This window comes from Lactobacillus bombicola, from assembly GCF_900112665.1.
GTDB classification, from domain to species: Bacteria; Bacillota; Bacilli; order Lactobacillales; family Lactobacillaceae; genus Lactobacillus; species Lactobacillus bombicola.
Window position 1 is genome coordinate 43,903 of sequence record NZ_FOMN01000007.1, and the last position, 21,610, is coordinate 65,512.

At 35.4% G+C, this 21,610-nt stretch carries 22 protein-coding genes and 3 tRNA genes; 22 read left to right on the plus strand and 3 right to left on the minus strand.

The annotated features are described in order from the left end of the window. The 11 genes from BM203_RS06230 to BM203_RS06280 all read left to right on the plus strand — a co-directional run bounded on the left by BM203_RS06230 (position 1) and on the right by BM203_RS06280 (position 8,665). The gene (locus BM203_RS06230; RefSeq protein WP_090093584.1) at positions 1 to 837 is read left to right on the plus strand and encodes a PTS system mannose/fructose/sorbose family transporter subunit IID; all 837 of its coding nucleotides are present in this window, start codon (positions 1 to 3) and stop codon (positions 835 to 837) included. Between the two features lie 55 nt (positions 838 to 892). Beyond that, on the plus strand, positions 893 to 1,870 hold the full coding sequence (locus tag BM203_RS06235; protein ID WP_090093586.1) for an SIS domain-containing protein: 978 nt from the start codon (positions 893 to 895) through the stop codon (positions 1,868 to 1,870). Positions 1,871 to 2,169: 299 nt separating this feature from the next. Further along, positions 2,170 to 2,874, plus strand: coding sequence for a GntR family transcriptional regulator (locus BM203_RS06240; RefSeq protein WP_118896646.1), 705 nt, complete (start codon positions 2,170 to 2,172; stop codon positions 2,872 to 2,874). A 224-nt stretch (positions 2,875 to 3,098) separates the two neighbouring features. Continuing rightward, the gene (locus tag BM203_RS06245) at positions 3,099 to 4,157 is read left to right on the plus strand and encodes an SEC10/PgrA surface exclusion domain-containing protein (protein WP_090093588.1); all 1,059 of its coding nucleotides are present in this window, start codon (positions 3,099 to 3,101) and stop codon (positions 4,155 to 4,157) included. Positions 4,158 to 4,275: 118 nt separating this feature from the next. Beyond that, complete coding sequence (locus BM203_RS06250) at positions 4,276 to 4,794, plus strand: GNAT family N-acetyltransferase (protein WP_090093590.1); 519 nt, start codon at positions 4,276 to 4,278, stop codon at positions 4,792 to 4,794. A gap of 207 nt (positions 4,795 to 5,001) precedes the next feature. Beyond that, positions 5,002 to 5,073: transfer RNA gene (locus BM203_RS06255), tRNA-Gln, on the plus strand. Between the two features lie 150 nt (positions 5,074 to 5,223). Further along, positions 5,224 to 6,405, plus strand: coding sequence for an aminotransferase class I/II-fold pyridoxal phosphate-dependent enzyme (locus BM203_RS06260; protein ID WP_090093592.1), 1,182 nt, complete (start codon positions 5,224 to 5,226; stop codon positions 6,403 to 6,405). Between the two features lie 57 nt (positions 6,406 to 6,462). Next, positions 6,463 to 6,544 (plus strand) — tRNA-Tyr (locus tag BM203_RS06265). 7 nt (positions 6,545 to 6,551) lie between these two features. Beyond that, positions 6,552 to 6,623 (plus strand) — tRNA-Gln (locus tag BM203_RS06270). Positions 6,624 to 6,787: 164 nt separating this feature from the next. Further along, positions 6,788 to 7,906: a hypothetical protein gene (locus BM203_RS06275; RefSeq protein WP_090093594.1), complete on the plus strand. Its 1,119-nt coding sequence runs from the start codon at positions 6,788 to 6,790 to the stop codon at positions 7,904 to 7,906. 60 nt (positions 7,907 to 7,966) lie between these two features. Continuing rightward, positions 7,967 to 8,665 (plus strand): GntR family transcriptional regulator, encoded by a 699-nt coding sequence (locus tag BM203_RS06280; RefSeq protein ID WP_090093596.1) that lies wholly within the window; start codon positions 7,967 to 7,969, stop codon positions 8,663 to 8,665. A gap of 36 nt (positions 8,666 to 8,701) precedes the next feature. Here BM203_RS06280 and tagD read toward each other — a convergent pair whose 3' ends face one another. Continuing rightward, on the minus strand, positions 8,702 to 9,088 hold the full coding sequence (gene tagD / locus BM203_RS06285; RefSeq protein ID WP_090093597.1) for a glycerol-3-phosphate cytidylyltransferase: 387 nt from the start codon (positions 9,086 to 9,088) through the stop codon (positions 8,702 to 8,704). A gap of 120 nt (positions 9,089 to 9,208) precedes the next feature. Here tagD and BM203_RS06290 point away from each other — a divergent pair, with 120 nt between their 5' ends. The 11 genes from BM203_RS06290 to trxA all read left to right on the plus strand — a co-directional run bounded on the left by BM203_RS06290 (position 9,209) and on the right by trxA (position 20,632). Further along, positions 9,209 to 9,946 carry a WecB/TagA/CpsF family glycosyltransferase gene (locus BM203_RS06290; protein ID WP_090093599.1) on the plus strand — a complete coding sequence of 246 codons (738 nt, stop codon included), beginning with the start codon at positions 9,209 to 9,211 and terminating at the stop codon, positions 9,944 to 9,946. After that, entirely contained in the window at positions 9,943 to 11,040 is a 1,098-nt protein-coding gene (locus BM203_RS06295; RefSeq protein WP_090093600.1) for a glycosyltransferase, read from the plus strand. Before BM203_RS06290 ends, BM203_RS06295 begins: the two co-directional genes overlap by 4 nt. Before the next feature lie 65 nt (positions 11,041 to 11,105). Beyond that, positions 11,106 to 12,584: a nicotinate phosphoribosyltransferase gene (locus tag BM203_RS06300; protein WP_090093602.1), complete on the plus strand. Its 1,479-nt coding sequence runs from the start codon at positions 11,106 to 11,108 to the stop codon at positions 12,582 to 12,584. Beyond that, entirely contained in the window at positions 12,581 to 13,411 is an 831-nt protein-coding gene (gene nadE / locus BM203_RS06305; protein ID WP_090093603.1) for an ammonia-dependent NAD(+) synthetase, read from the plus strand. The genes BM203_RS06300 and nadE overlap by 4 nt, the downstream gene beginning before the upstream one ends. Before the next feature lie 28 nt (positions 13,412 to 13,439). Further along, complete coding sequence (locus tag BM203_RS06310; RefSeq protein WP_090093605.1) at positions 13,440 to 13,877, plus strand: GNAT family N-acetyltransferase; 438 nt, start codon at positions 13,440 to 13,442, stop codon at positions 13,875 to 13,877. 269 nt (positions 13,878 to 14,146) lie between these two features. Further along, entirely contained in the window at positions 14,147 to 16,786 is a 2,640-nt protein-coding gene (gene alaS / locus BM203_RS06315; RefSeq protein WP_090093607.1) for an alanine--tRNA ligase, read from the plus strand. 52 nt (positions 16,787 to 16,838) lie between these two features. Continuing rightward, complete coding sequence (locus tag BM203_RS06320) at positions 16,839 to 17,096, plus strand: IreB family regulatory phosphoprotein (protein WP_090093608.1); 258 nt, start codon at positions 16,839 to 16,841, stop codon at positions 17,094 to 17,096. After that, the gene (gene ruvX / locus BM203_RS06325; RefSeq protein WP_090093610.1) at positions 17,096 to 17,524 is read left to right on the plus strand and encodes a Holliday junction resolvase RuvX; all 429 of its coding nucleotides are present in this window, start codon (positions 17,096 to 17,098) and stop codon (positions 17,522 to 17,524) included. Before BM203_RS06320 ends, ruvX begins: the two co-directional genes overlap by 1 nt. 1 nt (position 17,525) lies before the next feature. After that, entirely contained in the window at positions 17,526 to 17,831 is a 306-nt protein-coding gene (locus tag BM203_RS06330) for a DUF1292 domain-containing protein (protein WP_090093612.1), read from the plus strand. A gap of 49 nt (positions 17,832 to 17,880) precedes the next feature. Continuing rightward, positions 17,881 to 20,235 carry an endonuclease MutS2 gene (locus BM203_RS06335; protein ID WP_090093614.1) on the plus strand — a complete coding sequence of 785 codons (2,355 nt, stop codon included), beginning with the start codon at positions 17,881 to 17,883 and terminating at the stop codon, positions 20,233 to 20,235. Between the two features lie 85 nt (positions 20,236 to 20,320). Further along, the gene (gene trxA, locus BM203_RS06340; protein WP_090093615.1) at positions 20,321 to 20,632 is read left to right on the plus strand and encodes a thioredoxin; all 312 of its coding nucleotides are present in this window, start codon (positions 20,321 to 20,323) and stop codon (positions 20,630 to 20,632) included. A gap of 77 nt (positions 20,633 to 20,709) precedes the next feature. Here trxA and mscL read toward each other — a convergent pair whose 3' ends face one another. Next, positions 20,710 to 21,084 (minus strand): large-conductance mechanosensitive channel protein MscL, encoded by a 375-nt coding sequence (gene mscL / locus BM203_RS06345; protein ID WP_090093617.1) that lies wholly within the window; start codon positions 21,082 to 21,084, stop codon positions 20,710 to 20,712. Positions 21,085 to 21,151: 67 nt separating this feature from the next. Further along, positions 21,152 to 21,559 carry a YslB family protein gene (locus BM203_RS06350; RefSeq protein ID WP_090093619.1) on the minus strand — a complete coding sequence of 136 codons (408 nt, stop codon included), beginning with the start codon at positions 21,557 to 21,559 and terminating at the stop codon, positions 21,152 to 21,154. Positions 21,560 to 21,610: the final 51 nt, after the last annotated feature.

Genomic DNA, 21,610 nt, shown 5'->3' on the forward strand with positions numbered 1-21,610 from the left:
ATGGCTGAACAAAAACATACAAATAAGCAATTACGTCATAAATTTTGGCAATTCTTCTGGCGGTCATGGGCCATTCAAACTTCGTGGAACTATGAGCGGCAGATGAACATGGGCTTTATGTATGGCATGGCACCAACAATTGATGAGATTTACGGTGAAAAACCGGATAGCCCAGAAAAATTACAGAAGAAAAAAGAGTCCTATCACCGGCATATGGAATTCTTCAACTGTACTCCGCAGTTAACCTCGTTTATTTTAGGTTTATCTTCGGCAATGGAAGAAGAATATGCGGAAAATCCTGATACCTTTGATCCGGAGTCAATCAACAGTGTAAAGACTTCATTGATGGGGCCATTGTCAGGAATTGGTGATTCCTTTTTCCAAGGAACAATAAAGATTATTGCCTTTGGGTTAGGAGTTAATATGGCCCAGCAAGGCAATATCTTTGGTCCAATCCTGGCAATGATAATTTCCATCATTCCGTCTGCTGCTGTTACTTATTGGGGTGGCAAATGGGGTTATCTGCAAGGAAAGAAGAATATCCAAAAGCTGATTGGCAACGGAATGATTAACCGCATTATGTCATTGATGAATGTGGTTGGTTTGATGGTAATTGGGGCCATGATTGCCACAATGATTGGAATTACGACGCCAATTAAATTTGGTAAGACTTTTGTTTTACAAACGACGTTGGATTCGATTTTCCCACAGATGCTGTCATTGGCCTTTACCTTTGGCATGTTTTACCTAATCAAGAAAAAGGTTAATACCGCTTGGATTATGGTGATCTGTATTGTCGGCGGTATTTTGCTGAGTGTATTAGGAATTTTTAACTAAATATTGGTAACCAGTTATTTAAAATTTGATTTTATTGATAGGAGAAAAAATTATTATGGATTTTGAAAAAGTTAAGGCAATTGTTAGTGATATCAAGTCAAAACAACCTAACATTGACCGAGTTTTGTTTGTTGGCTGTGGTGCTTCAATGGCTGATTTGTATCCAGGCTACTACTTTATTTCTCATGAAAGCACTAAGTTGTTGTCTGCGATTTATACTGCCAACGAATTTAACTATGATACGCCAAAGGGTGTTGGTGAAAATACCATTGTCATCACAGCATCACTTGGTGGTACTACACCAGAATCAGTTGCTGCTACTAAGAAGGCCAGAGAGCTTGGTACCCATGTCGTAACTTTATCAATGGCAGAAGATTCACCTATTATTAAGGAAACTGAATATAAGGTAGTCCACGGTTTCCACGAAAACTATGCTGCTAAAACTGAAAAGATGACCTATTGCTTGGCTTTGGCAGTCGAGATTGTACAAGAATTTGAAGGCTATGAATTCTACGATGAAGCTTTGGACGCATTCAAAGGGATGCCAGATTTGATTGAAAATGCAGTTAAGTCAGTTGGACCAATGGCAAAAGAATTTGGTGAAAAATACCGAAACGAAAAAACAATTTATGTTTTAAGTAGCGGTGCATCACTTGGTGTAGCATACTCAACTGCTTCGTTCTTATTCATGGAAATGCAGTGGATTTCTGCCCCAACAGTTCATACTGGTGAATATTTCCACGGACCATTTGAACTTACAGAAAAAGACGCACCATACTTGTTGTTCATGAATGATGGCAAAACCCGTCATTTAGATGCCCGCGCATTGACCTTCTTGCAAAGATTTGATGCACAAATCACTAATATTGATGCCAAAGATTACGGCTTAAATGAAGTGGCTAGTGAGAATGTGATTGACTACTTCAACCCAATGATTCATACCGGTGTAATGCGTGTCTTTGCTGAAGAATTAGCTAAGGCAAGAAAGCATCCATTAACTAAGCGTCGTTATATGTGGAAGTTGACTTATTAATTAAGTTAATTGAGCAATTTTAAGTGATTAGAAAAGGATCCTATGAAAAGTAGAATCCTTTTTTATTTTAACTGATAATGAAGGAATGGCTCGCTAGTTTAATAGCTGAATTGTTAGTTTCTATGCTATTAAGGTTAGTATGAAATCTATTTGCGCATAAAGTTGTAGCGTACTTTAATTTGATTTTGTTTTATACTGTTCATAATAGAAAGAAACAATTTAACTGGATAGATAGAAAAGTTTTTGGATAACTAATGCCGTTGGGGCAAAGTAAAGAATGATATAGGTAGTGGTGACTTTTGAAAGAGACAGGTTCGTTATATTCTCAGGTAATGGAGAAAATCAGACAAAAAATTATTACTGGTGAATACCCCGTTAACAGTAAACTGCCAAATGAGTTTGAGCTAAGTGAACAATTTGCAGTTAGTCGGGTTACTTTGCGTAAAGCAATTAAGGGATTAGCTGAAGACGGCTTAGTCGAAAAAATCCAGGGAGTTGGGACGTTTGTCCGCAAACCGCAAAAAGTAAAAAGAATTATTAGTTCACCGGCAGCTGAAAGTTTTTCTCAGATTGCCAAAAAAGAGGGTTTTAAGGCAAGCGTTGAGGTAATCAAGGTTAAGGAAGTAGAAACGCCACCTAAGTTACGCAAAATTCTGGAAACTAAGCATTCGTTGTTTATTGAAAGAGTTCATTCTGTCAATGACGGACCAATTATGTTGGAATGCAATTATTTCCCATTACCACGTTTTGCTGGGTTAGCAAAAGAAGACCTAAGTCAGTCTTTGTACCAAATTTTGCAAGATAAATACCAAATTGCCAAGTTGAATTCTCGCGACTTGATTATTAGTGTTGCACTAGCCAGTTTAAGCGAAGCTAAATTTTTAAAGAAATCGATTGGCTTCCCGCTACTTCTTTTGCAAGTCTGTATTGAAGATGAGCATAATAATGTTGTTCATGCTGGGGAACAGTATATTATTTCCGACAGATATGAATTTCACGTATAATTAGTTTGTTAATCGACCAATATGGTTAAAGGGTGTATTGTAAGCAATGATTAAATTCTAACAAATGTTTCTGGTACTACACCTAATTTATTTGCTTTAACGGTTGAATTGTCTAATTTTGTTATTTTGAGTGGAAAAATTAATTGGCATTAAATTCTAAATAGATTTAGAATGAAATATAAAGCCATCAGAGCCAATCAGTAAATACTCTTGAGGGAAGATAAATGAAAAAAAGCAAATTAGCTATTGCTATTATTAATGTTATTTTTTTGACAACTATTCCTGCGCTTGTACTGCACGAACCTACTCCAGTTTCCGCTGCTACAGTTAAAGGTTTTGTCAAAACAAAGAAAAATAAAAAAGTCCGGCTTTATAAGCTTTCTGGAAAGCATTCCAATTATTATGCCAGTCCTAAGTCTCAATACCCATATAGTAGTAAAAAGAAGATTGGTAAAAAGAGACTAACAGCTTATAAGATAGGTAATAACTCACATTGGCTTTTAGCTAAGGATGCTAAAGTTATTAAAACGATTAAGCCAAATGTCAATGTTCAGGCTACAATGAAATTGCCAGCGGGTTATACCAGAGCTGAATTGCTGCAGGCTTATCAGGGAAATCCATCTAAGAAGTTTATCAATGCCTCGATGAGCGGGATGAATACTAATGATTTTAGTCGGATTAAAAACGGTGAAACCAAGGCCGATGATCAAACTATCATTGATTTAAGCCAGCTTACACCAGAACAAACCGATACTTTAACGACCTTTTCTCTGCGTCTGATCAATCAGGCTCGCAATAACTTGGGGTTAGATCCTTGGCGCGATAGTATCGGTGTGCGTAAATTGGCTCAGGATATTGCGACTGAATATGTGGTAAATAAGAAGACCATTCGCGATAGTCATTATGTCCCAGGCATCGTTCGTGCATGTAAAGCTAATGGCCTAGATTTAAATGATAATTATGTTGAAGACATGGCCGGCTTTTATAATCAAAATAATACGATGACAATGACTGAACTTAAAAAGAGCGTCTATTTTGGCTTAAAGCAAATGATGTTCGGGTATACTGGCAGTGGCGAGCAAGGACGAAAGCAACGCAGTAATTACCAGGAATGGGAACATGCCGGCGACCTGTTTAATACGCAAGATTCGCTTTACGATGGCGATTATAATTACTATGGTTTCAGTATCTCGCATACTGATGACATTTGTTCAATGCATTTTATTAGCGTACCGACTTATATTGCTAAGAATAAAAAGTATAATACTGGTTTTAAACCTTAATTAAATAATTTTGGTTTTGAGACAGCTGCAAGAGGCTGTCTTTTTTGTCCTATTTTTTACTGCTAAAAAGAAATAATTGCGCTAAAATTAACCTTATTATTAAAGTGAGGATTTATGCATGGCAATTTATATTCGATTAGCGCAAGAAAGTGATTTAACGCAAATAATGGCAATTATTAATGAAGCAAAGCAATTGCTGAAAAGCGATGGTATCCCGCAATGGCAAAATGGTCGCCCGAATGAGAAAATTTTACTGGATGACATTGTCAAAAAGCGAGCATATTGTTTAATGATTGATCAAGCAGTTGCCGGCATTGCTGTTTTGCAAACTAGTATTGAGCCTAGCTATGCTGCGATAGACGGCGAGTGGCAAAATGAAACCACTCAGTATGCTACTATCCATCGGATTGCAATTTCGGCTAAATTTCGCGGACAGCATTTAGGACAAATATTTATTTCTAACTTAATTTCTCGTGGCCTGTTTTTAGGAATATCAAATTTCCGCATTGACACTCATGCAGTCAATCTCCGGATGCAGGCGCTGATTAAATCCACCGGCTTTAAATATCGCGGCGTTATTCGCATTGATCAAACAAAAGATGGGCTCAGAAATGCCTACGAGCTAAACTTAGTTTAAAAGTCTAGTTATCGTGCTACGTAGAAATTTGCGCTAATTAATTAGGGCAAAATAGGACTTTGTTTTAACTAATTAAGGAAATGCAATATTTGCTTATGCGACCGCATGTGAGCTCAAATCAGAAAAAATAAATTTTTCTCTTGACTTGCGCACGACATTTTTCTATACTATTAAATGTTGAGCGGCCAAGTAAAAGCTCAAATGAATTGGGTTATAGCCAAGTGGTAAGGCACTAGTTTTTGGTACTAGTATGCGCTGGTTCGAATCCAGCTAACCCAATTGTTCATACGAACACCCAACCCGAAAATAGACAGCTAGCTGTCTATTTTTTTTGCTTTTAAATAATTGGTATTATTATGAAAAAATAGGTAGAAAATAATTGCAATTAAATGTATAATTGATGAAAATATAAAGAGGATAGGTGAAAAAATGGTTGATTTGATAAAATACATGAAGTCTGGTTTAACTGATATTCCCCAAAATTTAATTTTAAAATTTTCAGATTATGCCAGTAAAATTCCTGATGTAGTTAAGTTTACTATTGGTGAACCTGACTTTGACACTCCTGTGCATATTAAAGAAGCTGCCCAAAAAGCAATTGTACAAAATCACTCACATTATGCGCCATCAAACGGGACAATAGGTTTACGACAAGCAGCGGGTGCATTTTTAGCTCAAAAGTATGGGCAAAAATATGATCCTGAAACTGAAATTTTGGTTACTAATGGGGTAACTGAGGCAATTTTTGATACAGTAATTGCAACTCTAAATCCAGGCGATATTATGGTTGTTCCTACTCCAATATTTCCATTATATATGAGTGATGCCAGAATGATTAGTCAGCAAATTAAAATTGTTGAAATCGATACTTCAGCGGATAACTTTAAATTGACGCCCAATAAATTACAAGCGGTACTTGATCAATATGGGGATCGCGTGCGCTTATTAATAATGAATTATCCAAATAATCCAACTGGTGTGACTTATAGTCAAGCGGAACTAGATTCTTTAGCCAATGTGATTCGCGATAAGCCAATCTTTGCCTTATGTGATGAAATTTATAGTGAACTTTGTTATGATCAAGATCATGCATCAATGGAAAAAACTTTACATGATCAAGTTATTTTACTAAATGGTGTTTCTAAATCTTGGGCAATGACTGGTTATCGTATTGGTATTATTTGTGCACCAAAAAATATTGTGGCACAAATTGCAAAAGTTCATCAATTTATAGCTACTACTGAGCCTACACCAATGCAGGATGCAGCTGAAGAAGCCTTTAAAAATGGGATGAATGATGCGCAATTAATGAAGACAGAGTTTAAAAAGCGACGCGATGTTTTATATAACGGATTGACTAAGTTAGGTTTTACTTGTGTTAAACCTCAAGGAGCCTTTTATATTTTTGCTAAAATTCCTGCTAGTTTTGAGCAAGATGACAATAAATTTATCTATGATTTAGTTGACAAGGCTCATGTTGCAGTTACAGGCGGTTCCTGTTTTGCCCAAGCAGGAGCGGGTTATATTAGATTCTCTTATGCGGTTTCGATGGCACAAATTGATGAAGGTCTAAAGCGTCTTGAAAAATATATAAATGAAAATAAAAATTAAGCAAAAAATTGCTTGCAATTATGCACGTTTTTCGGTAATATAATTTACGTGCGTAACGGAGGAGTAGCGAAGTGGCTAAACGCGGCGGTCTGTAAAACCGCTCTCTCTGAGTTCGGCGGTTCGAATCCACCCTCCTCCATTGTCACTGGGTTATAGCCAAGTGGTAAGGCACTAGTTTTTGGTACTAGTATGCGCTGGTTCGAATCCAGCTAACCCAATAAGATAATTGATTTAAGGCAGCTGTGATAGTTGCCTTTTTACTTGCTTTTATGCAAAAATATGCGGCAATAGGTTAAGGACTACTTGTACTTACTATAATTTATAAAGTAAGCATAAATAGCAGGAAGTGGACGTTGATTTTTTTATCAAAAGGAGAATTTTTATGGCTAGACTAGTTAAAGTTGGTGCTAGTATTGAAGAAACTAATTGGCATGAGGCTTTAAAGGATCTCAGAACAGATGATGTTCTCCTTTTGGAACCTGGATTTTATGATTTACCACAGGGGATATTATTTTCTGATATTACAATTAAAGGTACGGGAACTTTGCCTGAAGATACAACTATTTTAGGCTGCATCAATGTAGCCAATGACAGTCGATTTGTTAATTTAGAAAATCTTTGTCTCAATACTAATGATGAAGCAAATAGTTTGTATATTCCTCCTAAAGCTAATACATATTTGACTTTACGTAATTGCATAATCAAAGGATATGGGGATGATACAGCGGTAATAGCTTGCAATGGCAAAGTAACGTTAGAGTTATACTCAACAATTATTTTAAATGGATCGGTTTCTCTATTTGCTGATGCCGATTTTCGTTTAGAAATGAATGATTCTACAATTGAAAATGTTGTAAAAGACGTTGCGGCTTTGGCTCTTGAAGGTCGTGGTACGGCAATTATCAATAATTCACAAATAAATGGTAGTATTGAAACATATGCTAATTCCAATATAGAAATTAATTTTAATAATTCACAAGCAAATTCATTATTAGTTCAAGGCGAAGTTTGGTTAAACATGCTAAATAGCGAACTTTCTTTTCAAGATGATACTTGCCTGTATATTACAGATAGAACTTGGGTTAACATTGTTGGTTGCAATTTTAAGGGCTGCGTTTATCTAGATTCTAAACCACACGTGATTATTCAAAATAGTCAAATAGATCGTTTAATTGGTGTTAACGAGGTCCAACTAACGATTATTAATTCACTTATACTTAGTCATACTGATTTTCAAGATAAAGCAAAATGTAGTGCACGCCAAACGACCTTTAATGGTGGACTTGAATATCAGTATTTTTTAGCATTGGGCGATGATGCAGAGTTTGAGGGGCGAGATTTGATTTTTAATTCTAATGGAGCTCATTTAGCGGTAAAAGATTCTGCCAAATTAAGTGCTAGTGTAATTGCAACTAGTGATGAAGAAATTACAGTAGAGCGTAGTTATGAAGCTAAATTCAAGCTTTTGGGAATGAAGTGGATTACTAAAGAAAATAATTAAAAATAATAATTATATTATTTTTAATTTAGCTTATAATACTGGTATAGTTGGGGGTGCAAAATGGAAGAGCCAATGTACATTAAAATTCATAATCAAATTAAGCGTGAAATTGAAAGTCATATTTATAAGGTTGGCAGCAGGATACCATCTGAACGTCAACTTGCTCTTAAATTTGGCGTTTCTCGGATGACTTTACGCCAAGCAATAAAAACTTTAGAGGATGAAGGAATTTTAGAACAAAGACTGGGTAGTGGCACCTATGTGGCAAATCAAAAAGTGCAAGAAAAAATGTCGGGTATTATGTCTTTTACGGATATTACTCATGCCAATGGTCAAATTCCTTCTAGTAAGTTAATTTCATATCGTGTTGGTAAGCCTTCTTTATCAGAAATGGAACGATTACATTTGGCTAAAGATCAAACAATTTTACGCATGGAACGAATTCGTTATGCCGATAATGTGCCAATTTGCTATGAAGTTGTTACAATTCCCCATAAATTGATTTTAGGCATGTCTAAAGAAAATATATCAACGCATTTATATCGTACGTTAGAGCAAAATGGCTATGAAATTGGTCGCGTAACCGAACATATTTCTGCCGCAATTGCGAATGAAAATGCGGCGCGCTTACTTAATGCTAAAAAAGGAGAAGCTTTAATTACCCGTTTACAAGTAACAGAACTTTCATCTGGAGAGCCATTTGAATATACAAGAGCAAGTTATGTAGCCGATCGTTTTGAATTTACATTTTCTAAATAAAAAAGCTTTAATTAACCCGTAGGTAATTAAAGCTTTTTATTTTAAGTCATTTTTGATTTTGGTCGTTGAAATACCCGGTGTTCGTGATAGATAAGTTACTTGACAGTATGGCTTTAAAAAATCAAATTTACCCTGCCAGTCACTTCCCATAACAAATAAACTAATATCGTATTTTTGAATATCAGCAATTTTTTGATTCCAATCTTGTTCGGGAATGACTTCATCAACGTAGCGAATTGCTTCTAAAATATATTTTCGTTCAGCAAAATTGTTGTATGATTCTTTATGCTTCTGTAGTTCGTTAAATTTATCTGTTGAAAGGCCAACGATAAGGTAATCGCCCATTTCTTTGGCTCGTTGAAGTAGGCGAATATGACCATAATGCAATAAATCAAATGTTCCATAGGTGATAACTTTTTTCATATTTAGTGCTCCTATTAATTGACGAATTAATATTATCATATTTATAGAAAAGGTAAAACATGTCACGTAAAGTTTGATAGTTTGCTAAAATATAATAAATGGAACATGGAGGAATTTGTCATGGATAAAGTGAATGTTCTAGGTGTTGACTTTGATAATAAATCTTTTCAACAATTCCAAAATGAATTTATTGGCAAAATTAATGCTCATCAATCGACTTTGGTCGTGACTGCTAATCCGGAAATTGTTATGGCTACTAATGAAAATCCAGAATTTATGAAAATTTTAAAATACGATGCAGATTACATTACGGCTGATGGGATCGGAATTGTTAAGGCAGCAAAGTATTTAGGTAACCCAATTATTGAACGAGTTACTGGCTATGACTTATTTACTTGGTTAATGTCATTTGCCAATGAACGCAACTTACGAGTTTACCTAATTGGGGCTGAACCTAGTGTGATTGAAGCAACTAAAGCAAAAATTATTCAAGAATACTCTGATATTCAGTTAGTTGGTGCAAGGGATGGCTATTTTAAAGAAGACTTAGAGTTAGTTGCTTATCAAATTGAACGAACAGAGCCAGACCTTGTTTTTGCGGCTTTAGGCTCACCTAAACAGGAACAGCTTTTAGCCCTTTTGCGCAAAAATTTGTTACCAGCTTTGATGATGGGGGTGGGAGGAAGCTTTGATGTCTTTTCAGGCAAAGTCAAAAGAGCACCGCAATCTTGGCAAAAGTTACACCTAGAATGGTTATATCGTTTGTTAAAAAATCCTAGCCGCTTTAAACGGATGCTAGTTTTACCTAAATTTGTCCAAAAAATATACCAATCTAAAAAGGAACAGAAAGTGTTATGAAAATTTTGCATGTAAATGCAGGTCTTGAAAATGGCGGTGGGCTAACCCATATTGTTAATCTACTTAGGCAGGCTAAAGCGGCGGGGCAAGATTTCACCTTATTATGCTTGGCTCCAGGACCTGTAGCTAGTGCTGCAGTAAATGCCCAACTAAATGTGCATGTTTTAGGGGTGAATAATCGTTATGATTTAACTGGACTTAAGCGTTTGCGTACCTTTATTAATCAAGGAGAATTTGACATTGTGCATACCCATGGTGCGCGCGCTAATTTATTTGTTGCCTTGATTAAGCATAAAATTAAGGCCAAGTGGTGTGTAACAGTCCATTCAGATCCATATCTCGATTTTGCAGATCACGGTATATTAGGTCATGTATTTACAACAGCCAACTTATACGCCCTTAGACAAGCAGAATGTGTTTTTGCAGTGACCCAAAAATTTGCCCAACTTTTAGTAACAAGAGCCAACTTAGACGCGAATAAAGTACACGCTATATATAACGGAACAAAATTTCATGCTAATAGTGCAATTCCTGTTAAAGAAGAACATCAGTGCTTTAATCTTGTAAATGTTGCCCGCACAGAAAAAGTAAAGGGGCAAGATTTATTATTAAAAGCACTAAAAATAATTAATAATCCTAATGTTCATTTATATATTGCTGGTAATGGTACCCAACTTGCAAGTTTGAAAAAATTGGCGCAAAAGTTAGAGTTGACAAAGCAAGTTACTTTTTTGGGATTTATCTCACAAAAACAGTTGGAAAATTTATATCGCAAAATGGACTTAGCTGTTTTAACTTCTTATTCTGAGAGCTTCCCTTTGGTTTTATTGGAAGCTAGTGATAACCTTTTACCACTACTTTCGACGGCTGTTGGTGATATTAAAATGATGATTCCAGATAAGCAACATGGTTTTATTGCTACTGTGGGTAATATTAATTCAATTGCTGCTAATTTAAAAAAGGCAATTGAATTATCAAAAGAACAGTTATCGCAAATGGCGCTAAGCGAAAAAGAATATGCGGCCAGTAGATTCTCATTAAAAAAACAACTTGAAAGTATTTTAAAGGTTTATGAAGTACTTTTGGCAGAATAACTAATTGTTTAAAAAGCTAGAAATGTTTATAATAAAGCAAAAATTAGTTGGAATTAGAGGAAATAATGTTTTATCAAGAACTAGGGCAAGACGATTCTTTGACCCTGCATACAGATTTGTATGAATTAAATATGATGTATACGTATTTTAAAAAAGGAATTGCACAGCGAAAAGCCGTTTTCGAGGTTTATTATCGGCAAGAGCCTTTTGGTAACGGCTATTGTGTCTTTGCTGGTTTAGAACACGTGATTTTATACTTGCAAAATTTAAAATTTAAAGCAAGCGATTTACAATATTTAAAAGAAGAAGTTGGCTATGATGATGATTTTATTGATTATTTACGTCACTTCGAAATGAAATTAACCTTACGTTCAATGCGTGAAGGTGAAATCGTATTTGCTAATGAACCTCTTATGCAAATTGAAGGTCCTTTAGCACAATGTCAATTAGTTGAAACAGCCATATTAAATATTATAAATTATCAAACTTTGTTAGCCACTAAAGCAGCGCGAGTTAAATTAGCTGTCCAAGGTGATGGGGTAATGGAATTTGGGACGAGACGGGCCCAAGAAACAGATGCCGCTCTTTGGGGAACACGTGCTGCATATATTGGCGGCTTTGATTCAACCAGTAATGTGCGAGCTGGTAAATTATTTGGTATTCCGATTTCTGGTACCCACGCACATTCATTGGTGGAAGCTTTTGGTAATGAATATGAAGCGTTTAAAGCTTACGCTGAAACGCATACCGATTGTGTATTCCTAGTTGATACCTATGATACTGTAAGAAGTGGAGTTCCTACGGCGATTCGTGTAGCTGATGAAATGGGTAGCAAAATTAATTTTCAAGGGGTTCGCATTGATTCAGGTGATATGGCATATATTTCTAAGCAAGTGCGACGAGAATTAGATAATGCTGGCTATAAAGATGCAAAAATATATGCTTCAAATGACCTTGATGAAAATACGATTACTAGTTTAAAGATGCAGGGGGCAAAGATTGACGTTTGGGGAATTGGTACGAAGTATATTACCGCTTATGATCAACCAGCTTTAGGAGCGGTTTATAAACTAGTATCAATTGAAGATGAAAATCAGCAAATGCGTGATACCATAAAAATTTCATCTAATGCAATTAAAGTGTCAACTCCAGGTAAAAAACAAGTATGGCGTATTTCGGCTAATACTCAGAAAAAGAATGAAGGTGACTGGGTTTGTCGTGCCGGGGTTGATCCTCGCCAATTTGATTCATTATTTATGTTTCATCCAGAATATACTTATATTAATAAAGTGGTAACAGATTATACAGCTGAGCCACTTTTAAAAGAGATTTATATTGATGGCAAACTAATTTATCAACAGCCACAATTAAATGAAATTAAGGCGTTCTGTGCAGCAAATTTGGATGGTTTATGGGATGAATACAAACGTAGCTTGAATCCACAAGAATATCCCGTTGATTTGTCGCAAGAACTTTACGATAGTAAAATGAATTTAATTCAAGATATTCGCCATCAAATTGCTAAAGGAGATGCAAATAAATGAGACCCTTACAAAAAGAGATAGTTGACTATGAGCATGTTTTACCAAAGATTGAACCGGAAAGGGAAATACGGCGATCAGTTGATTTTTTAAAAGAATATCTAAAAGCTAATCCTTTTTTAAAAGCTTATGTATTAGGAATTTCTGGAGGCCAAGATTCAACTTTAACTGGTAAATTATGCCAAATAGCAATTACCGAAATGCGGCAGGAAACAGGGGATGACTCCTATCAGTTTATTGCTGTACGTCTGCCTTACGGCGTGCAGGCTGATGCTCAAGATGCAGCTGATGCGGTTGCTTTTCAAAATCCAGATCAAGATTTAATTGTTAATATTAAACCAGCCGTTGATGCAATGGTCGCTAGTTTAGTTGCTACTGGTCAAAAAATTACTGATTTTAACAAAGGCAATATTAAAGCACGTCAGCGAATGGCTATTCAATATGCTATTGCCGGGGCCAATCATGGTGCTGTAGTGGGGACAGATCATGCTGCTGAAAACTTTAGTGGTTTTTATACTAAATATGGTGACGGTGCTGCAGATATAACACCGTTATTTCGCTTAGATAAGCGGCAAGGTAAACAATTATTAAAAGAACTTGGATGTCCGAAGCATTTATATTTAAAAGCACCAACTGCTGATTTAGAGGAAAATAGACCTAGTTTACCTGATGAAATAGCTTTAGGTGTGACTTATGAGGAAATAGATGATTATTTAGAAGGACGCGAAGTTTCTACTGAAGTGGCAGAAAAAATCGAAGCATTGTGGCGTAAAAGTGAGCATAAAAGGCATTTACCAGTTACAATATTTGATAACTTTTTTAAAGAGTAGTTTGAATTGAAGGAAAGCTTTATTAATAATGATAAGAAATGCTAAAGTGACTGATGCAGATGCTATTCAAAAATTAAATCAAGCCGAGTTAGGGTATGATTATGCTATAGAGAAAACAGCGGCTAATTTAAAGAAACTGCTGTCGGACGCTAAGCATCACTTACTATTGGTTTTTGAAGACAATGCTACTAAAAAAGTTGTTGCTTACTTACATGCTGAATTATATGAAGAAATTTATTTTGATCCAATGTATAACATTCTAGCACTAGCGGTTAGCCACTCCTATCAGCAACAGGGCATCGGGACTAAACTGATGGGTGAGCTTGAGAAAAGGGCAATTAGTCACGGTATTAATGAAATAAGACTGAATTCTGGTGAACAGCGAATTAAGGCGCATCAGTTTTATGAAAAATTAGGGTATATTACTAATAAAAAGCAGAAGAGATTTGGTAAAAAGTTAATTTAAGTGGTTTTAATTTAGCTACTTAACATTGACAAAGATTGTGCAAGTAGTACAATTATTTTTAACTTAAGATATGTTTTTTAAATTAGCAATTCACAGAGAGGATCGAAAGCTGAGAATGATTTATTGCTACTTAAGAAATGCTCCTTATGTTTTTTATTAAGATTAAATGAAGAGGTAACAAGCACTGTTGCAATTGAGGTGGTACCGCGTTTTGAGCGTCCTTAAGTTTGGCAACAGTGTTTTTATTTTGTTATAAGGGAGAAAATTTGATGAAGAAATTGACAAGTTCAGAATTTAGGCAAATGTTCCTGGACTTTTTCAAAGAGCACGGTCACATGGTTTTGCCCAGTCAATCACTAATTCCACAAGATGATCCAACGCTACTTTGGATTAATTCAGGTGTGGCAACCATGAAAAAATACTTTGATGGTTCAGTTGTACCTAAAAATCACCGAATTACTAGTTCACAAAAATCAATTAGAACTAATGATATCGAAAATGTTGGTAAAACTGCTCGTCACCAAACTTTCTTTGAAATGCTAGGCAATTTTTCGGTCGGTGATTACTTTAAAAAAGAGGCAATAAGTTGGGCTTGGGAATTTTTAACCAGTCCAAACTGGCTTGATTTAGACAAAGAAAGACTATATTGTACCGTTTATCCCAAAGATACAGAAGCATACCAAGTTTGGCTTGAAGTTGGTATGCCAGAAGATCATATTGTAAAATTAGAAGAAAATTTTTGGGATATTGGTGAAGGACCATGTGGTCCTGACTCTGAAATTTTTTATGACCGCGGTCAAGAAAATAATGATGTTTCAGAAGATGATCCAGAAAATTTCCCTGGTGGAGAAAATGCTCGTTATTTAGAAATTTGGAATATTGTTTTTTCACAATTTAACCATTTAGCCGATGGTCAATATGTTGATCAACCACATAAAAATATTGATACGGGTATGGGCCTAGAACGGGTTTTATCAATTTTGCAAGATGCACCGACCAATTTTGAAACCGACCTATTTTTACCGATCATTCACGCAACTGAAAAAATGACTGCAGGTAAAGAATATGGTAAAGTAGCAGCTGATACTACTTCATTTAAAATAATTGCTGATCATGTTAGAACTGTCAGTTTTGCTATTGCTGATGGGGCTTTGCCCTCTAATACAGGACGTGGTTATGTATTAAGACGCTTAATTCGCCGTGCTGATTTAAATGGCCAACGCCTAGGTATTAAAGGAGCTTTTCTTTATAAGTTAGTTTCAGTTGTCGGTAAGATAATGGAGAGCCATTATCCACAAGTGACTGAACAAAAAGACTTTATCGCTAAGGTCATCAAGAATGAAGAAGAACGTTTTCAATTAACACTAGAATCTGGGCTGACTTTACTTGATAATTTAATTTCTGAAGCAAAAGAAAATAACAGTAAGGTTATTAAGGGCCAAGATGCTTTTAAACTATTTGATACTTATGGTTTTCCATATGAACTAACCTTTGAAACTGCTCAAGATGCTGGCTTAGAAGTAGATAAAGCAGGCTTTGATGCCGAAATGAAAGTGCAAAAAGCTCGTGCTCGTGAAGCGCGTGGTAATTTACAATCAATGGGCGCACAGAATGAAACTCTAATGAATTTAAAGGATAAATCTGAGTTTGAGTATGGCGTTTATGAGGAACGGCATGCCAAATTAATTGATATCATTGTTGCTAATCAATTAGTTGATCGAGCAGAAGGTGATCAGGCAACCTTAATTTTTGATAAAACTCCGTTTTATGCTGAACGTGGGGGACAAGTTGCTGACCATGGAAATATTTATGATCAAGATGGTAATCTGGTAGCTCAAGTAACAGATGTTCAGCATGCCCCTAATGATCAAAATATGCATTTCGTAGATGTTATTTTACCCTTGGAAAAGGGTCAAGAGTACACTCTAAAGATTGATCGTGCACGGCGAGAAGGATTGCGTCATTCACATACAGCTACGCACCTATTGCACGCTGCTTTAAGAAGTATATTAGGTGAACATACTCATCAAGCTGGTAGCTTGGTAGAACCGGATTATTTACGCTTTGATTTTACGGCGATTGAACCAATGACTGCCCAAGAAATTAAATCTGTTGAGATCTTAGTCAATCAAAAAATTTGGTCAGCAATTGAGGTTGAAACTAAAATAACTGACCCAGATCAAGGTAAAGAAATGGGTGCCTTAGCCTTATTTGATGGCAAGTATGGCGATCAGGTGCGGGTAGTTAGAATGAGTGATTTTTCAATTGAATTTTGTGGTGGTACTCACTGTGCCAATACAAATCAAATTGGAATTTTCAAGATTACTTCTGAATCAGCCATTGGTGCAGGTCATAGAAGGATTGAAGCTGTGGTATCTAAAAAGGCTTACGAGTATTTAGCACAAAGATCGGAATTACTTGATCAGATTCAATCTACTGTAAAATCAACCAAGCCGGAAAATATTATTGACAAAATTACGAGTCTTGAGCATGATTTACACCATACGCAAAAGCAAGTGGAAGATTTAAATATGCAGATTAATCAAACTAAGGCGGAAGAAATTTTCAATGATATTAAACAAATTGGGGATTTAACTATTATTGCTCAAAAAATTGATGCCAATGGAATGAACGATTTGCGTGAGTTTGCAGATACTTGGAAAAATAATGCTAAGTCAGATATCTTGGTTTTGGCTGCCGCTAATTCTGGTAAGGCTAATATGATTATTAGCTTGAACCAAAAAGCATTAGATAAAGGGCTCAAAGCGGGTGATTTAATTAAGCAAGCTGCCCCTATCTTTGGTGGTGGCGGTGGTGGTCGCCCTAATATGGCTCAAGCAGGTGGTAAAAATCCAGCCGGTCTAGGAGATGCAATTCAAGCGGTGATTGAGGCGATTTCTCAAAATTAATTAATTGAGTTTACACTTTTTTTCAAGTAAAATTGTGTTAGGAGGAATAACTATGAGTTCGCTAGATAAGACAATGCATTTTGACTTTAATGAGAATAAAGGCAAGAATATTTATGATACCCTACAAGATGTTTATAATGCCTTGGAAGAAAAGGGTTATAATCCAATTAATCAGATTGTTGGCTACTTATTGTCTGGTGATCCAGCTTATATTCCACGGCACAATGATGCGCGTAATTTGATTTTGAAACATGAGCGTGATGAGATTATTGAAGAACTTGTAAAAAGTTATCTTGGCAAAAATAAATAATGCGTTTAATAGGTTTAGATGTGGGATCAAAGACTGTTGGGGTAGCAGTAAGTGACGCATTGGGTATTACTGCGCAAATGGTTGAAACTATTATGATTGATGAGAATCGTTATAATTTTGGTATGCGCCCATTAAAAAAAATTGTCCGTAAATATGAGGCAAATGGCTTTGTATTAGGATTACCCAAAAATATGGATGGTTCTGCAGGTGCGTCTGTTGCGCGTAGTAAGGCATATGCCGAAAGACTAAAAGCTAAGTTTAACTTACCAGTTTACTTTTCTGATGAGAGATTGACCACAGCTCAGTCACAAAGAGTTTTAGTTGAAGAAGCTGGGGTACATAATCGTCATAAGCAAAAAGCAATAATTGATCAGATGGCGGCAGTTTTGATTTTACAAAATTATTTAGATCTAAATCGAAAGGATTAATATGACACAAGAAGTTCACGGTGAAGACCGTCAAATTACCTTAGTTGATGATAAGGGGAATGAAGAATTATACGAAATTTTATTTACCTTTCATTCAGATGACTATGACAAGTCTTATATTTTACTTTATCCAGCTACTTCTAGCGAAAGTGATGAAGTTGAAGTATTAGCATTTAGTTACGATGCTGATGAAGCAGGAGATGTAACTAGTAGTGATTTGCATGAAATTGAGGCAGATGATGAATGGGATATGGTTCAAGGAGTGCTTAACACATTTTTGGACGATGACCGTTTAAGTGGTGAATAAATTAAAAACTGGCCTGGCCAGTTTTTTTTATTGATAGAGAATTTTAGGCATGGATAATAAGACATTAAAGACTTTAGAATTTGCTAAAATAACAGAAAAATTGCAACTACAGGCAATTACTGAACCAGCTAGAAAAAGAGCAGCTACTTTAACGCCAAGTATAGATTTTAAGCAAGTTAAACTCGCTCTTCAGCAAACATTAGTGGGTGCAAATTTATTACGTATTAAAGGGCAACTACCTTTAACCGATTTTGCTGATGTAGCACCAAGTACTAAGCGCTTAAGAATTAAAGCAAATTTAAATGCTCAAGAATTAGGCAATTTGCTACTGGTACTAACATTAGCCAGTGATGTAAATGATTTTTTAGTGGAAATTGATGAAGAAGATCTAGATTTAACAGCTATTGCAAGTATTCTGGATAATTTAGAAATACCGGAAGTATTGTTTAGTGAACTTAAAAAAGCAATTGAGTTCGACGGGACCATACTTGATACTGCTTCAACCAAACTAGCTCATTTACGTTACGAACTAAAAAGTAATGACCAAGAAATCAAAAAAAAGTTGGATGGCTATCTTAAAGGTAATACGAGTAAATATTTATCTGAACAAATAGTTACTATTCGTGATGACCGCTATGTTATTCCCGTTAAGCAGGAATATCGAAATAAATTTGGTGGTGTTGTTCATGATCAAAGTTCCAGTGGGCAGACTTTATTCATAGAACCAAGTGCGGTCTTGAATTTAAATAATCATCAACAGAATATGCTTGCGCAAGCAAAGCAGGAAGAACGACGTATTTTACGTAATTTATCTGATTTAGCACGCCAAGAAGTTGATTTGATTGATCAGATTGCTACCTCCCTAGTAGAACTGGACTTTTTGCAGGCTAAAGCGAAATTAGCTTATGAAATGAAGGCAACTGAACCGAAATTAACAACCGATCATTCGTTGAGTCTTTTAAAAGCACGCCATCCACTGATTAATTCTGCAACAGTAGTCGCAAATGATATTTATTTAGGAAAAGATTTTGATACGGTTCTAATTACGGGTCCCAACACTGGGGGTAAGACAATTACCTTAAAAACTGTGGGGCTACTCCAACTGATGGCTCAGGCTGGACTATTTATTCCGGCAGCAGAAAATAGCAAGGTAGGAATTTTTAGAGATATTTGTGTCGATGTTGGCGATGAACAATCAATCGAACAATCATTAAGTACTTTTTCATCTCATATTAACGGAATCATTAAAATGATGAAAAAAGTTAACGATGAATCCTTAGTCTTAATTGATGAAATTGGTGCAGGAACTGATCCAGAAGAGGGCACTAGTCTTGCTATAAGTATTTTAGATTTTTTCCGTCATAAAAAGGCTAAAATTATGGTTACTACGCATTATCCTGAATTAAAACTTTATGGCTATAACCGACCTAGAACAAGCAATGCTTCAATGGAATTTGATTTAAAGACTTTAGCGCCTACTTATCATTTACAAATTGGAATTCCTGGTCATAGTAATGCTTTTGCTATTGCACGCAGATTAGGGATGCGTGAAGATGTTGTCAAAAATGCTGAAAGCTTATTAGATGAAGATAATGCTGATATCAATCAAATGATTGAGCAATTGACTAAGCAAACTAATGCAGCTACAATAGCGCGTAACCATCTAGAGTCTTCTCTTGATCGGTCTAAAAAATTAGAAATAAAACTTGAGCATGCTTTAGATTGGTACAATCAGCGCGTGCAAAAGCAACTTGAGTTTGCTCAAGAAAGAGCTAACGAGGTCATAGCTAAGAGCCGTAAAAAAGCTGACCATATTATTGCACAGTTAGAGCAGCAACAGGGTAATATTAAGCAAAATCAATTAATTGCTGCTAAAGGTGAATTGAACCAATTAAAACAACAAAATGATAATTTGATTCATAACCGGGTATTACAGCGAGAAAAACGACGGCACCAGGTTAAAGTAGGTGATCAAGTTAAGGTTTTATCATATGGTCAAGTTGGCACAATAGCCAAAAAATTAAGTGAGCATCAGTATGAAGTGCGACTCGGAATTATTAAAGTTAAAGTCAGTGATCAAGATATCGAAAAGACTGAATCTTCTCATAATTCTAAGGCTAAGGCAAAGGTGCATGCAGTCAGTGCTAAGCGTCGCAGTAATGCTAAAAGTGAATTAGATTTACGTGGCCAGCGTTATGAAGAAGCTATGAATAATCTTGATCTTTATCTTGATTCTGTCCTTTTAGCAGGACTTGATGTAGTTACAATTATTCATGGTATTGGTACAGGTGCAATTAGAAAGGGCGTTTGGCAATATTTACAATCAAGTAGGCATGTTAAAAGCTATAATTATGCCCCAGCAAATGAGGGGGGAAATGGTGCTACAATTGTACATTTAAAGTAAAAACATTTCACTTGTAAAAAGTAAGCATAATGCTATAATTACATTATCAAAGAAAGATTTAATGTATTATTGGTGAGGTATGACTATGGTAGATGAACTGACAGATCAAAATTATGAAACAGAAACTAAAGATGGCGTTGTACTGATTGATTTTTGGGCAACTTGGTGTGGACCATGCAAGATGCAGTCACCAGTAATTGAAGAACTGGCTGAAGAGCGGCAAGATGTAAAATTTACCCAAATGGATGTCGACCAAAATAAAGCGACGCCTAGTTCATTAGGTATTATGGCTATTCCGACGCTTGTTATTAAGAAAAATGGTGCGATTGTTGACAGATTAACGGGTTATACGCCTAAGGCTAAACTCAATCAAATTTTAAATCAGTATACAGATTAAGAGCTAATAAATAACCCTAAAATTATTATGATTTTAGGGTTATTATAATTAGTTTTAAATTTTTACTAAGTAGGATTTTAATTGCTTTTTTCTTTTAATAAATCACGAATTTGTTTGAGGTAATCTTCTGTAGATGGGCCAGCTGGTTTTTGCTGCTGTTCATCATGTTTAGTAACTTTATTAACGGCTTTAACAAGTAAAAAAACAATAAATGCAATAATTAGGAAATTAATTACTGTGTTAATAAATTCACCATATCTAAATGTTGCCCCGCTAACTTTAAGAACTAAATTGGATAAGTCAATTTTACCAATAAATAGGCCAATTAATGGATTAATTAGATTGGTTACTAAGGAGTTAACAATATTAGTGAATGCTCCACCAATGATTACACCAACTGCGAGATCAATTACATTTCCTCGTTCAATAAATTTTTTAAATTCTTTTAACATTTTTACACCTCCATTTAATAATCATATTGCAAAAACACCAAAAAATTAAATAGATAGACTTAAAAGTTTAGCTAAACTTGGTAATTAGTTGAACTTTTTTTTGCTTTTCATCAATTTTTTGTTCACATTCAGTAGTACGTTTAGTTTCATTTTGAAAAGCTTCTGCAATGATGCCAGCTTCTAATGAAAATTCATTAATTCCACTATTTAGCCGATCAACTACACTTTGTCCTGTTAATTCCATTATAATTTCTGTACGTCGTTCTTTGATTTTAGTCAAAATACCGAATCCTGTAGTTGAAAAAAAACTATTAATATCGTCAAAGGAGGCTAGATCATATTTTCTAGCAATTCTTTTACCAGCCCAATAGAGAATTTCATTATTATCGCTACCTAAAATTGTTGGTAAAAGAAAATCACGGTATAATTGATTGACAAAATAGATATGTTCATTTTGTTGGTTGTCGTTGTGCATAAAGAATTCATCCCTTTTATTTTCTTTTATTTTACCGTAAAATTGATGGAA